Source organism: Rhodothermales bacterium (assembly GCA_039944855.1).
Classification (GTDB): domain Bacteria; phylum Bacteroidota; class Rhodothermia; order Rhodothermales; family JANQRZ01; genus JBBSMX01.
In genome coordinates, this window is sequence record JBDUXZ010000005.1 from 231,935 (window position 1) to 245,552 (window position 13,618).

Consider the following 13,618-nt stretch of genomic DNA (forward strand, 5'->3'; position numbering starts at 1 on the left):
ACGTCCGTACGTTATCTATGCCCCACATCCGCACGTAATGATAGGCCCGCGAGCGTCCACGTGCGTAACACCTCAGCGACACTCCACGCCTGCGCCGGGCATCCGCGCGGCGTGAACGGGGCGTCGCCGTCGTAGATCTCGCTGACGCTCCCGAGCCCGTGGTCGAGGAAGTCGCGGAGGAGCGGGCGGAGGAACGAGCGCGCGCGGTCGCCGTCGTCGTAGACCCGGAGGTGCGCCGTCACGAACGGCCCGATGAGCCAGCCCCAAACCGTACCCTGATGATACGCCCCGTCGCGGGCACGCTGATCGCCGCCGTAGCAGCCGATGTAGCCGCCCTCGAATGGGGCGAGGCTGCGGAGCCCGTGCGGCGTCAGCAGGTGCCGAGCGCAAGCATCCACGACGGCGCGCTGCTGCTCGGGTGCGAGCGGGCTGTGATGGAGCGAGACGGCGAAGAGCTGGTTCGGCCGGAGCGCGTCGTCATTCCCGTCCGGCCCGTCGAGCACGTCGAAGCAATAGCCGCGCTCGTCGTTCCAGAAACGGGCGAAGCTGGCCTCGGCGCGGTCGGCGGCCTCGTCGTACGGTGCGGGATCGCGGCTGAGGCGGCGGGCGAAGTCGGCCATGCTGCGAAGGGCGTTGTACCACAGCGCGTTGATCTCCACCGGCTTGCCGATGCGCGGCGTCACGACCCAATCGCCCACCTTCGCGTCCATCCACGTGAGCTGCACGCCCGGCTCGCCGGCGCGGATCAGGCCGTCCTCGGCCACACGGATGCCATAGCGCGTGCCGCGCCGATGCCAGTCCACGACGTCTTCGAGCACGGGGAACAGGTCGCGCAGGAGCGCTTCGTCGTCCGTCGCCTCGACCGTCGCGCGGATCGCTTCGACGAACCACAGCGTCGCGTCGACGGTGTTGTACTCAGGCTCCTCGCCTGCGTCGGGGAAGCGGTTCGGGATCATCCCCCGGTCCACGAACCGGGCGAACGTGCGGAGGACGCGGGCGGCGATGGCTGGGCGGCCCGTCGCCAGCAGCAGGCCCGGCAGCGCGATCATCGTGTCCCGCCCCCAATCGCCGAACCACGGGTACCCGGCGATGATCGTCTTGCCGTCGGCGTCGGTGTCCGTCGGGCGGCGGACGACGAACTGGTCGGCGGCGAGCACGAGTTGGCGGAGGTCCGGCGACTCCTCGTCGAGCGTGGCTTCGTGCAACAATCCGGACTCGTAGTCCTGCCGCACGGCGTAGGCAGCACGGCCGTCGCGGGGCGCGGCCTCGTCGGTGGAGGCCACGATCGTAAACGAATCCCCCTCGTCGAGCGTCGCGCCGAAAGTGGCCACGAGGAACATGTCCTCGGCCGCGTCGAGCCCGCGGTAGGCCTCGACCTCCAGCCACACGTCACGGTACCACGCGGGCTCCAGCGTCGCCGTGTCGCCGTCGCTGAAGAGGAAGATCGGGGCCGCGCCGTGGAAGGCGTCGACGCACACGCCGCGGTCGACCGGGCGGACCGGCATCGGCTCGCCGCCGCCGTGCATCAGGCTGTGGTAGTCACGGTAGCTCGCGAGGGCGCGGGCGGAGAGCGTGAGCGGGCCGCTCGCCCGGACGAGGTCGTACCGGGTGTAGGTCGTGTTCGCGCCCGGCTGCATCCACACGCGTTTCTCGACGAGGGCGTCGGCGAGGGCGAAGGTCCAGACCGGCGTGGTCCCTTCGAGGTGGAACCGGTCGAGGTGGACGTAGCCGTCCGGGGCCATGACCCCGCTCGCCCAGCGGTTGGCGGCGAGGTTGAAGGCGTGCCCTTCGTAGGATGCCGTCTCGTCGAGCTTCGCCACCAAGAGCGTCCGCCCGAGCGGCGGGTCGAGCGCGGCGACGAGGAGGCCGTGATACCGCCTCGTGCGAAACCCGGCGACGGTCCCCATCCCGTACCCGCCGATCCCGTTCGTCACGAGCCACTCCTTCCCCCCCGCCACGGCGGGATCGCTGCACGCGTCGCGCGTGAGGTCGACGGCCGGAGGAAACGCGGGGGAGTTCGTCTTCATCTGCTGTCAGTTTGAGGAGTGCCGGGCCTATGCCTGCCCCAACCCTCTCTACTCGTCATCCCCGCGCAGGCGGGGACCCACGGGAAAGCACCAGCCGGTGGGTCCCCGATCAAGTCGGGGATGACTGTTGTTTTGGGGTTGGGATGTATCGGCAACGCAAAGAGGAGGGATTTCTACTCGAACGTCACGACGAAGCTTTCTGCTTTTTGGCCGCCGCCGCCGCGGCCCGGCCGTTCGTCGGGGCCATGCCGCCGCTCTGCTGGATCAGCTTGGCGACGAGCGCCGTCCACCCGGTCTGGTGGCTCGCGCCGAGACCCGCGCCGTTGTCGCCGTGGAAGTACTCGTAGAAGAGGACGTGGTCGCGCCAGTGCTCGTCGTGCTGGAACAGGTCCTCGCCGCCGTAGACGGGCCGGCGGCCGTCGTCGTCGCGGAGGAAGAGGCGGACGAGCCGCCGTGAGAGGTCCGTCGCCACGTCGTCGAGCGGCATGAACTGGCCGGAGCCGACGGGGTGCTCCACCTTCAGGCTCTCGCCGTAGTAGTGGTCGTACTTCTGGAGCGACTCCACCATCAAGTGGTTGACGGGAAACCAGATCGGCCCGCGCCAATTCGAGTTGCCACCGAAGAGGCCCGTCGTCGACTCGGCGGGCTCGTAGGAGACGCTGTACGTCTCGCCCCCGATGTGGAGCGAGTAGGGGTCGGTTTCGTGCCGCTTCGAGAGGCCGCGCAGGCCGTAATCGGCGAGGAAGGCGTCGGGGTCGAGCATCCGGCGGAGCACGCGTTCGAGCTTGCTCCGGTCTACGAGCGAGAGGAGGAGCCGCCCGCCCTCGCCCGGCTCTGTGAGGGAGGCGATGGGCTCGATGAGGTCCGGCCGGTACTTGATGAACCAGTCCATCCGGCGGCGGAAGTGCGGCAATTTCTCCAGCACGTCCGGCTCCAGCGTCTCCACGGCGAAGAGGGGGATGAGCCCGACGAGCGAGTCCACCTTCATCGGGAACTGGCGGCCGTCGGGCAGGCTGAGGATGTCGTAGTAGAACCCCTCCTCCTCGTTCCACAGCCCGCGCCCGCCGCAGCCCCGGTTGATCGCGTTCGCAATCGCGATGAAGTGCTCGAAGAATTTCGTCGCCACGTCCTCGTACGCCGGCTCCGTCCGGGCGAGTTCGAGGGCGATCGCGAGCATGTTGAGGCAGTACATCCCCATCCACGCCGTGCCGTCGGCCTGCTCGATCCGGCCGCCGCCGGGGAGCGGCGCCGAGCGGTCGAACACGCCGATGTTGTCGAGCCCGAGGAAGCCGCCCTGGAAGATGTTGTTGCCGCCGTGGTCCTTCCGGTTCACCCACCACGTGAAGTTGAGCAGGAGCTTGTGGAAGACCTTCTCGAGGAAGACGGTGTCCGCCTTGCCGCGGAGGTTGCGGTCGATCTTGTAGACGCGGAGCGCGGCCCACGCGTGGACGGGCGGGTTGACGTCGCCGAAGGCCCACTCGTAGGCGGGGATCTGCCCGTTCGGGTGCATGTACCACTCGCGCAGCATGAGGATGAGCTGCCGCTTCGCCCACTCCGGGTCGACCATCGCCGTGGGGATCATGTGGAAGGCGAGGTCCCACGCGGCGAACCACGGGTACTCCCACTTGTCCGGCATCGAGAGCACGTCGAGGTTGTAGAGGTGGCCCCAGTCCGCGTTGCGCGTCCGCGAGTCCGGCGGGGCGGGCTGCGCGGGGTCGCCTTTGAGCCAGAGCTCGACGCTGTAGTGGTAGAACTGCTTCGTCCAGAGGATGCCGGCGAAGGCCTGCCGCTGCACGCGCCGCTCGTCCTCAGAGAGCACCGGCGTCTGGAGCGTCGCGTGGAACGCGTCGGCCTCGTCGATCCGTTGCTTGAACGTTTTCTCGAACCCAGCGAAGGGGCGGCGCTGCTTCTTATTCGTGTAGCGGACGCGGACCTCGAACGACGCGCCGGGCGCGACGACGGCACGCGCGTGCGCCGCCACCTTCGTCCCCTCGCCCTCGGGATTGACCGCCTCGCTGCGGCCCCCGACGATGGCCTCGTGAATCCCGTCTTTCACGTACGGCGAGGGGTTGCCCAGCCCGAACAGGCGCTCGGCGTTCGTCTCGTTCTCCGTGAACAGGAGGTCCACGTCCGCGCCGCCGTCGGCCTCGACGTACCACCACCGCTCGCCGAGGTGACGGTGCGCGCCGCGCACGGCCACGGCGCTCTTCGTCGACGCATCGCGGAGCGTCGGCTTCGAGCGGCCGCTCTCCCACGACCACGTGTTCCGGTACCAGAGGTGCGGGAGGAGGTGGATCGGCGCCGCCTCCGGCCCCCGGTTCGTCGCGACGATCCGGCAGAGGATGTCCTCCTCGTCCACCTTCGCGTACTCGACGTCGACGTCGAAGTAGCGGCCCGCTTCGAACGTGTCGCGGAGCGCGTCGATCAGTTCGAACTCGGGGTCGTCGCGCCCGCGCCGGCGGTTCTCGGCGATGAGCTCGCCGTACGGGAAGGCGACCTGCGGGTACTTGTAAAGCATCCGCATGTAGCTGTGCGTCGGCGTGCCGTCGAGGTAGAAGTAGTATTCCTTGACGTCCTCGCCGTGGTTGCCCTCGTTCCCCGTCAGCCCGTAGAGGCGCTCTTTGAGGATGGCATCACGCTCGTTCCACAGGGCAACGCCGAGGCACACGTTCTGGAACCGGTTGCAGAAGCCGCCGAGGGCGTCCTCGTTCCAGCGGTAGGCGCGGCTGCGGGCGTGGTCGTGCGGGAGGTATTCCCACGCCTCCCCGTGCGGGCTGTAGTCCTCGCGGACGGTGCCCCACGCGCGGTCGCTCACGTACGGCCCCCAGTTCTTCCAATCGGCGCGGCGGGCTTCGGAGTCAGCGAGGCGGCGGTGCTCGGCCGTATCGGGCAGCGGCATATCGGTGCAGGATAAGTGGGAAGGAGGCTGCGTCAGACCGACGTGATTCAATATAAAGGCCTGCACCTTACCACTTTATACATCGCGCTGCCTAGTCGCTAGGGAGATCAACGGGGTAGAAGGCGACGTGCCAAATGGATAGCGAGAGCGGCGAAGGGACCCACCACGATCCCCGCCGCTCTCTCTGCTGCTCGAATCGCGGCCCACGAGGCGACCCGAGCATGTAGATGACCGTCTGCCATACGCTCGCCCTGTTGTCCGACGCGGCCCGCGCCCTCGCATTGCGTGCATCCCGCGACACGACCTAAAGAGCGGCGAGAGCCCCCACCACGAGACCCTCGCCGCTCAGTCTACCCCCGGACCGAGGGGGTCTCGTAGGACTAATGGCACTCAGTCCGTGCAAACGGGCTCAAAAGTGCGGTCCTCCTGACGTTCCATCACGACCGTCCCCTCCTCCTCATCGTCGACGTATGTGAACGTCGCTCGCATCCGATCGGCGTCGAGCGGCTCGAGTGCGATCAGGGTTTCGGATTCGCCCACGGCGATGCGGTAGTCGAGAGGCCCTAGCCGCTCTACGGTCCACGACTCGGATTCCCAACACGCTTCTTCGTCGTAGAACTCGGTCTCGCTCCAGACGGCTTCCCCGATCCGGAGGAAGTTCTCTTCTCCCGCGTCGGTGTACTTCCAGAGCCCGAGAACGTTGGTTTCCCCGTCAGTGTTGGGGTCCTCTTCGGAGCCCTCTGCGGAGTCGCATCCGGCGAGGGGCGCGAGCAGGGCGGTGAGAAGGAGGATCAGCGTGTAAGGAGTGCGCATGGCGTTCGGTAATGGGATGAGCAGGAGAGCAGCGGCCATCAGGCGAGAGCGTTCGGCGTACGTCTTAGTCGCAGAGCGGGGTGAAGTCCGACCGCGTGCTGCGGCGGTAGCGCTGCTCACCCTGGCTGTCCTCGTCGTCGAATCCGATCACGAGGTCGTCCCCGTCGCGGTTGATCGTGATGGTCCGTACGAGCGTCTCGCCGTCCTCTTCTCCATCGCTGTAGCTCCATTCGTCGCCGTCGATGTTCATCACGTCGAGCCTGTCACGGTCGAAGCAGTCGACGAACGCGCCGTCAACCTCGAGTTCGTCTTCGACTAGGAAGTTCGTGATGAAACGTTCCTCGGCGATGTCGACCCAGAAAGTTCTGAGTGACTCGTTTCCTGCACTGTCGAGTTCAAGCTCCTGCCAGAGTCCGAGGACACTGGAGCCGTCGTTGCCACCACCATCACCATCGTCCGTGGTGGAGTCGCACCCGGCGAGGGGCATGAGCAGGGCGGCGAGAAGGATGAGCAGCGTGTGGGGGGTGCGCATGGCGTTCGGTATAGGATGAGCAGGAGGTCAGCGGCCGAAGGACTTCTCGGGTGAGCGTCGAACGGAGGGAAACTCGCGAAGCCCCGCGCGCTGCGCATGGGCAGAAAGTGCCCATTCTTTCTTGATCTGCTACGGCTCAGGGGGTATTCTCTCGATCTCACTCGGTAAGGCGTGTAGGCTATACGCTCGCATCGACCCCGCTGCAAGGTCCTCGTGGGTCGGTATCCGTATCCGCCATTCGATAGCGTTTCGCACTCCATGCCTCTCCACCACACCACGCTCGGCCGTGGCGCGCCCGGTCTCATCGCGCTCCACGGCGGGCTCGGCTGGGACCACGCCTCGCTCCGGCCCTGGCTCGACCCGCTCGCCGACCACGCGTCGCTCACCTACGCCGACCTTGCGGGCTGCGGGCACTCGCCCGCGCCCGACGACTGGAGCACCGTCACGCACGCCACGTGGGCCGACGACGTGGAAGCGCTCCGCCGCCACCTCCACGCCGAGCGCGGCGGGCACGACCCAGCCATCCTCTTCGGTCACTCGTACGGGGGCGTCATCGCGCTCGAAGTCGCTCGCCGGCATCCCGAGCACGTCGGCGGCCTCATCCTCTGCGGCACGGTCTCGACCGGCACCCACCTGGCGGCAGCGGCGGAACGCGCGTTCGCCCGCGCGGAGGGCCGCACGCACGAGGTGCTCGCCGCCGCGCTCAGCGGTCCGCCGCAGAGCGACGCCGAGTTCGCGGCCCTGTTTCCCGACCTCCTCCCGCTCTACGTCCACGACCCGACCGCGCACGACCTTCGGGCCTACGCCGAGCGCATGACGCTGCGGGCCGCGCCCCTCCGGCGCACGTTCTACGACCTCCTCGCCGGGTACGACGCGCGCGAGCAGTTGCATGCCGTCGGCGTCCCCACGCTCGTCCTCGCCGGCCGTCACGACTGGATCGCCCCGCCCGAGGAATCGGCCGCCGACTTTCTCGCCGGGCTCGCTGGAGCCGAGGGGCACGTGTTCGAGGCGAGCGGGCATTTCCCGTTCATGGAAGAGCCCGACGCCTTCGTCGCCGTCGTCCGCGACTGGCTGGCGGCGCACGTCCCCACGCACGCCTCCGTCTGAGCCGCCCGTGTCCCTCACGCTCACCTCTCAGGATCAGAAGCGGATCGCGCGCGCCTCCCGCGTGATCGCCGCGCCGTTCGACTTCGACACGCCCGACGCGTGGATGGAGGCGGCGGCGACGAGCCTTCGCGAAGTCGTTGGGGCTTCCACGGCGAGCGTCAGCATCCCCTCCGACTCCGGGCTCCGGTTGATGTACCCCGATTTCTCCGACGAGGTCGCCGACCAGTACCGGAGCTTCTATCCCCTTCTGGAGCGCGTCGGGACGTTCCGGCGGTCGGCTCGGAGCGGCGTCCTTACGCGGCGCGAGATTTTCGGCCAGCATTACGAGGCGATGCAGCAGTCGGCTTACGTCCAGGAGTTTATGCACGGCATCAAGTGCTACGACTCGATCACGATCGGTGTCCGGTGGAGCCCCCGAGGCACGACGCCGGGCGACGTCCTTCAGGTTTTGCTCAATACGGACGATCCGCAGCGCCCGTTCGACGCAGCACAGGCGGCGACGGCGCGGCTGCTCCACCCGGCGCTGGAGGCGGGGGTCTCGTCCTACCAACGCCTGCGGGCGGCGCACGCCCAACTCGGTGCGCTCATCGACGCCAGCGGGGCGGCCTGCGCCGTGTTCTCGCTTGGCGGCCAGTTCCTCCACGGCACTCCGGCCCTCAACCGTACGCTCGCTCGGGAGCCCCACCGGGACCGCTTGATGGCGCAGGCTCGGCACCTCGCCCGTGCATTCACCCGCAACCGGGACTCCCTAGCCGTCGCACCGTCTGAGCCCGGCACGTTCGTCGGAGCGCGAGGCCCGTATCGCCTCGTACCTACGCGCGTCAAGCACCTCGGACCTCGCCCGTCGATTCTCCTCACCGTCACTCCACCGCGTGCCCGATCACCCCTTCCCACCGAGGGCGACGTACAGGAGCAGTTCGGCCTCACACCCCGGCAGGCCGAGGTCGCGCTTCTCCTAGCCGCCCGACACTCGAACAAGGAGATCGCGGCGGCGCTCGGCATCAGCATCCACACCGCACGACACCACGTCGAGCACGTGCTGAGCCGACTCGACGCGGCCCGCAGCGACGTGCCGGACGTCGTGGGCCGCATCGACGTGGCCTGAGCCTCATGCGTTCTGTTGCAACGCTTTCTTCTTCGTCATCCTGAGCTTGTCGAAGGATCTCTCCTCGGCACCGCATTGCTCATCAGAGATCCCTCGACTGCGCTCGGGATGACAGTTTGAGGCGGCTCTGCTGAGCTTCTCAACAGGGAGCAAGCCTCCTGCTCATCGCTCCCGCTGCGCGATTCGTTGGCTACCGCCGCCACACAGCACCTCAGGCGAGGTGCCAAGGGTTTGCGATTATCGGGAAGTGGGAACTAAGCCGTGCGCGGTTGCTTCTGCGCTGTCCCCACTGACCTCCTCCCCTCGCATGGCCTCCCGCATCCTCCTCTTCACCGGCAAAGGCGGCGTCGGCAAGACGACGTGTGCCGCCGCGACGGCGCTCGAAGCCGCCCGCCGCGGCTACCGCACGCTCGTCATGTCGTCGGACCCGGCCCACTCCCTCGCCGACGCACTCGACCAGCGGCTGGGGCCCGAGCCCGTCGCCATCGCTGACAACCTGTGGGCGCAGGAGGTGGACCTCTACTACAGCATGCAGAAGTACTGGGCGAGTATGCGCGACCTCATGCTGAGCGTGTTCCGCTGGCAGGGCGTGGACCGCCTCGCCGCCGAGGAGATGGCCGCGCTGCCGGGCATGGGCGAGGCCTCCGCCCTCCTCTGGCTCGACTCCTTCTACCGCTCCGGCGACTACGACCTCATCATCCTCGACTCGGCGCCGACGGGCGAGACGCTCACGCTCCTCACGCTGCCCCAAGTGGCGCAGTGGTGGGTGTCGAAGGCGTTCCCGTTCCAGAAGACGGCGTTCAAGCTCGGCGGCCTCGCCGTCCGCAAGACGACGGGCATCCCGCTCGACCGGGGCTACGCCGAGCTCGACCGCCTCTTCGGCGTGCTCGGCGAGATCCAGAAGGTGCTGCAGGACCCGACGATCTCGTCGACGCGGCTCGTGATGAACCCGGAGCGGATGGTGATCGCCGAGGCGCGGCGCGCCTACACGTATCTCCAACTCTACGGTTACGGCGTGGACGGCGTGATCGTCAACCGGATCATCCCCGAGGACGAGGCCGGGACGGTCCTCGCGAAGTACGTCGCGGCGCAGGCGGGCTACCTCGAAGAGATCGAGCACAGCTTCTCGCCGCTCCCCATCCTCCGCGTCCCGCACGTCGGGCAGGAGGTATTCGGGCTCGACCTGCTGCGCGAGATCGGGGCCGGGCTCTATCCCGAGCGCGACCCGACCGACGTGTTCTACGCCGAACAGGCGTACCGGATGGAGGCCGAGGGCGATGATTATCTCCTCTCCGTCCACCTCCCATTCCTGAACGAGGACGAGGTCACGGCCGAGAAGTTCGGCGACGAGCTCGTGGTGCAAGTCCGCAACCAGCGGCGGAGCTACGGGCTGCCGAACTTCCTCAGCTACTACCAGCTCGCCTCGGCGGCGCTCGACGATGGCTGGCTCCGCGCCCGCTTCGAGCCGAACCCGGCGGCGTCGGGTTAACGCGGACGGCGCGGGGCCGATAACCGGGGCCGCCCCTCTCGCTCCCCGCCGCCATGCCGTTCGAGCCCCGCCACCTCCGCGCCTGCCTCCGCCTCGTCGAGCCCGAGCGCGCCGCGTGGACCTTCGCCGACCTCCTCCGCACGCCCGACGGAGACGGCGATCCCGAGGCCTTCGACGCGCTCTGCGACACGTTCTGCACGCTCGTCGACGCCCCGTCCTGCGCCGTCACCGACCCCGACGACGAGGGGCGGATCTGGTTCGTCGCCCCGCGCGGTGCCGGTCAGTATTCCTGATAGCGGGCGTGCCCGTTTGCGACGAGGTGGTCGCTGATGTTGATCAGGCCCTCGTCGTGCTCGACCCACACCTCAGCGATGTAGCGGCCGTACTTGCCGACTTTGTCTTTGAACGTCTGGATCAGCACCTCCTTATCGAGCACGAGCTCGCGGAGAACGTCGCGCGCGACGAGGCCCTCGGGCCGCTCGTCGCCGCGGACTTCGGGCGCGTTGATCCGCGAAAGGCGGAGCGTGATCCCGTTCAGCGTGACGTGCATCCCGAGGTCGACGCTGACGGTGATCGTGTCGGCGTCGTAGGCCTTCGTGCAGCGGGCGCGGTAGGTGTAGAGGTGGACGGCGTTGGGTTCCATGGTTTTACCGGGTTGGACTCGGCGACAAGATAGGCCGCCCCGAGGTCAGAGCGCGGCGACGGGCAGTTCCTCCCACCGCGTCGTGTAGGCCGGCGAGACGAGCCCACGCCGCATCGCCCACGCCTGCTCGGTCCCGCAGCGCCCGAACGTGACGGCTCCGCGTCCGTGCTTCCGGTTGACGGCGTCGACGGCGGCCATCAGCGCCTCATCTTCCGGGCGGTACGGGAGGAAGAGGTGGCCCTGCGCGGGGTTCGCGGGCGTGAGGTGAGCGAGAATGACGCCGGCTTTGTAGTACGCCCGGCCCGGCTCGTGCAATCGGTCGAGGCAGCGGAGCGCGGCTTTGAGCAGGGTCGGCGTGTGGTTCGAGGCGGGGAGCGAGACGGCGCAGGCTCCGGCGCGGTCGCGCCCGCCTTCCGGGGCACGACGGCTCGCGCTCGCCGAGGCCCCCGCGCAGAGGAACACCTGCAGCGCTCCGGCAGCGAGGCCTGCCGCGCGCAGCTTCTCCGCCGCCCGCGCCGTGTGCGTCGCCACGGCCTCCTCCAGCTCGCGCCGCTCCGTCACCGTCCGCCCGAACGACCGGCTCCGCGTCACACTCTGCCGCGGCGGCGGCGCCTCTTCGAGCGGGAGGCACGGGACGCCGCGCAGCTCCCACACCGTCCGCAGCCCGACGACGCGGAGCGTCTTCCGCGCCCACACGTCCGGCACGTCGCGGAGGTGGCGCGCCGTGCGGACGCCGTGCGCCTCCAGCACCGGCCCCGTCCGCTTCCCCACGCCCCACACGTCGCGCACCGGGACCCGCTCCAAGAGGGCGTCGAGGTCGGAGCGGCCGACGAGCGAGAACACGGGCGTCCCGTCCTGCTTGCTCAGCCGTCCCGCCACCTTGCACAGCGTCTTCGTCGGCCCCACGCCGACGCGGACGGGGATGCCGGTCCAGCGCAGCACGCGGGCGTGGAGCTCCCGCGCGAGGTCGAGCACGGCGTCGGGCCGGAGGTCGGGCAGGCCGACGAACGCCTCGTCGATGGAGTAGACCTCCACGTCGGGTGTGAGCGTGCGGAGCGTCTCCATCACGCGGTGACTCATGTCGGCGTAGAGCGCGTAGTTACTCGAAAAGACACGGACGCCGGCTCGCGCGAAGGCCCGTCGGTGCTGGAAATACGGCGCGCCCATCGGCACGCCCATCGCCTTCACCTCCTCGCTTCGGGCGATCACGCAGCCGTCGTTGTTCGAGAGCACGACGACGGGCACGCCGCGCAGCGACGGCGCGAAGACGCGCTCGCACGAGACGTAGAAGTTGGCGCAGTCGACGAGGGCGAAGGGCATCGGGAACGGGGAAGGCGAGCCCGTTCATACCTCCCCGCTGGTGACGCCTTCTCTGTCACCCTCCACCCGGCCCTCGCCGCGACGCACGCTTCGGAGCCCCTGCGCGCGCTATTTGCAGGCGTGGACGACGTGCGTGACGACGCCCCAGATCACGAGCTCCTGCTCGCCCTCGACCGGGATCGGCGGGTAGAGATCGTTCTCGGAGACGAGGCAGACCCGCCCGTCGCGGATGCGGATGCGCTTCACGGCTAGCTCTCCGTCGAGCACGGCCACGACGATCTTCCCGTCGCACGGCTCCACGGCGCGGTCCACGACCAGGATGTCGCCGTCGGTGATGTTCGCCCCCGTCATCGAGTCGCCTTCGACACGGACGAAGAACGTCGCAGCCGGGTGCTTCACGACGAGGTCGTTAAGGTCCAGCGTGCAATCGACGTGGTCGTCGGCGGGCGAGGCGAAGCCGGCGGGGACGCGCGTGAGCAGCAGCGGGAGCGGGAGCGGCGGGCCGGGCGCGTACGGGATGACGTCGGCGGCGCGGAGGCCGAAGGGGCGGAGTTCCATCAGAGGGGAGGCGGTGAGGGGGCGCATAAGCTCCGCACTGGAGGCGAGAAGCGCAACGCCGCCGTCACAAACGGCCGCGGCGTGGGCTACGCCGCCCGGCGCTCGGCCATGATCTGCTCGGCCAGCGCGTTCAGCGCCAGCATCGACGGCAGCACGGTCAGCCCCGGAAGCGCGTCCGCCTTCGCCTCCCGCCCGCCCACCACGAAGCGCGCACCCGCCGCATTCAGTTCGGTCGCGAGCGCGGCGCTCGCGCGGCGGAGTTCCTCGTCCGGCGGGCTCGCCGACACGGAGAGCCACACGAGGTCAGCCCGGCGGCGGCGTGCCGCATCGGCGAGCACGTCGATCGGGGTATTGGGGCCTAGGTTCGTAACGTCGAACCCGAGGTCTTCGAGCACGGCCGCGGCCATCAGCGAGGGGACGGTGTAGGGGTCCCCTTCGAACGCGCCGCCCACGGCGACGGGCGCACCGTCCGGCGCGAGGGGCCGCAGCGTCCGGATCTGGTGGAGGATCTGCACGAACACGTCGACCGCCTCGTGCTCGATCCCGATGCCCGACGGGTCGACGCCGCCGCCGCCGTTCTCCCAGAGCATCCCCGCGTGGTGGAGCGCGCCCCGGAGCGGCCCGTCGCAGAGCGACGCGAGCGACGCGCCCCCTACGTACGCCGCCACGACGAGCGCACGCGCCCGCGCCGCCTCGCCCGCCACGAGCGCCTCGATGAGCCCCTCCGCCGTCACCGGCGCGGCCTCGATGTCCGGCAGCCCGACGAGTTCCGGCAGCCGGAGCGCCGCCGGATCGACGACGTGGAGGGCGCGCTCACGGATGAACCGGACGGCCTCCCGTTGTGAGACGCGCCGGTGCCCCCCCGCCGTCCGCGCCGCCTCGAGCTCCCCCGCGTCGATCCACCGCTTCATCGACGACTCGCTCACGCCGACGGCCGTGGCGAGCTCGCGTGGGGAAAAGGTGTGTTCACGCGCCGAGAGATGCGGGGAGGTCGAAGACAAGATTTTGGGGAGAATGAGAGACGGAGGGAGCGGGCAGGAACCAAACGGCAGCGCATCGCTTTTGTGGGAGGGCAAAACGGACGCCGCCGCCGTGCGGATTCGAAGCGCTGGCCGTCACGTGAAC

12 protein-coding genes are annotated in these 13,618 nt (G+C 69.1%); 4 read left to right on the top strand and 8 right to left on the bottom strand.

Features of this window, described 5'->3' with window-relative positions; genetic code table 11:
• Positions 1 to 11: 11 nt before the first annotated feature.
• The 4 genes from ABJF88_03535 to ABJF88_03550 form a co-directional block, all read right to left on the bottom strand.
• The gene (locus tag ABJF88_03535; protein MEP0545978.1) at positions 12 to 2,027 is read right to left on the bottom strand and encodes an amylo-alpha-1,6-glucosidase; all 2,016 of its coding nucleotides are present in this window, start codon (positions 2,025 to 2,027) and stop codon (positions 12 to 14) included.
• 184 nt (positions 2,028 to 2,211) lie between these two features.
• The gene (locus ABJF88_03540) at positions 2,212 to 4,926 is read right to left on the bottom strand and encodes a glucosidase (protein ID MEP0545979.1); all 2,715 of its coding nucleotides are present in this window, start codon (positions 4,924 to 4,926) and stop codon (positions 2,212 to 2,214) included.
• A gap of 390 nt (positions 4,927 to 5,316) precedes the next feature.
• A complete protein-coding gene (locus ABJF88_03545) occupies positions 5,317 to 5,778 on the bottom strand; it encodes a hypothetical protein (protein ID MEP0545980.1) in 462 nt (153 codons plus the stop codon).
• 25 nt (positions 5,779 to 5,803) lie between these two features.
• Positions 5,804 to 6,271: a hypothetical protein gene (locus ABJF88_03550; protein ID MEP0545981.1), complete on the bottom strand. Its 468-nt coding sequence runs from the start codon at positions 6,269 to 6,271 to the stop codon at positions 5,804 to 5,806.
• Positions 6,272 to 6,484: 213 nt separating this feature from the next.
• Between ABJF88_03550 and ABJF88_03555 the strand changes: the two genes are divergently transcribed.
• The 4 genes from ABJF88_03555 (at position 6,485) to ABJF88_03570 (ending at position 10,265) form a co-directional block, all read left to right on the top strand.
• A complete protein-coding gene (locus ABJF88_03555) occupies positions 6,485 to 7,378 on the top strand; it encodes an alpha/beta hydrolase (GenBank protein MEP0545982.1) in 894 nt (297 codons plus the stop codon).
• A gap of 7 nt (positions 7,379 to 7,385) precedes the next feature.
• Positions 7,386 to 8,483 (top strand): helix-turn-helix transcriptional regulator, encoded by a 1,098-nt coding sequence (locus tag ABJF88_03560; protein ID MEP0545983.1) that lies wholly within the window; start codon positions 7,386 to 7,388, stop codon positions 8,481 to 8,483.
• 307 nt (positions 8,484 to 8,790) lie between these two features.
• Positions 8,791 to 9,972: an ArsA family ATPase gene (locus ABJF88_03565; protein ID MEP0545984.1), complete on the top strand. Its 1,182-nt coding sequence runs from the start codon at positions 8,791 to 8,793 to the stop codon at positions 9,970 to 9,972.
• Positions 9,973 to 10,025: 53 nt separating this feature from the next.
• Positions 10,026 to 10,265, top strand: a complete 240-nt coding sequence (locus tag ABJF88_03570) for a hypothetical protein (protein ID MEP0545985.1) — start codon at positions 10,026 to 10,028, stop codon at positions 10,263 to 10,265.
• Here the strand turns inward: ABJF88_03570 and ABJF88_03575 are convergent.
• The 4 genes from ABJF88_03575 to ABJF88_03590 all read right to left on the bottom strand — a co-directional run bounded on the left by ABJF88_03575 (position 10,253) and on the right by ABJF88_03590 (position 13,494).
• Positions 10,253 to 10,615, bottom strand: coding sequence for a thermonuclease family protein (locus ABJF88_03575; protein ID MEP0545986.1), 363 nt, complete (start codon positions 10,613 to 10,615; stop codon positions 10,253 to 10,255). The two genes, ABJF88_03570 and ABJF88_03575, sit on opposite strands and share 13 nt — an antisense overlap.
• Positions 10,616 to 10,660: 45 nt before the next feature.
• The gene (locus ABJF88_03580) at positions 10,661 to 11,935 is read right to left on the bottom strand and encodes a Y-family DNA polymerase (protein MEP0545987.1); all 1,275 of its coding nucleotides are present in this window, start codon (positions 11,933 to 11,935) and stop codon (positions 10,661 to 10,663) included.
• 108 nt (positions 11,936 to 12,043) lie between these two features.
• A complete protein-coding gene (gene umuD, locus ABJF88_03585) occupies positions 12,044 to 12,493 on the bottom strand; it encodes a translesion error-prone DNA polymerase V autoproteolytic subunit (GenBank protein ID MEP0545988.1) in 450 nt (149 codons plus the stop codon).
• An 86-nt stretch (positions 12,494 to 12,579) separates the two neighbouring features.
• Positions 12,580 to 13,494 (bottom strand): cobalamin-dependent protein, encoded by a 915-nt coding sequence (locus ABJF88_03590; protein ID MEP0545989.1) that lies wholly within the window; start codon positions 13,492 to 13,494, stop codon positions 12,580 to 12,582.
• Positions 13,495 to 13,618: the final 124 nt, after the last annotated feature.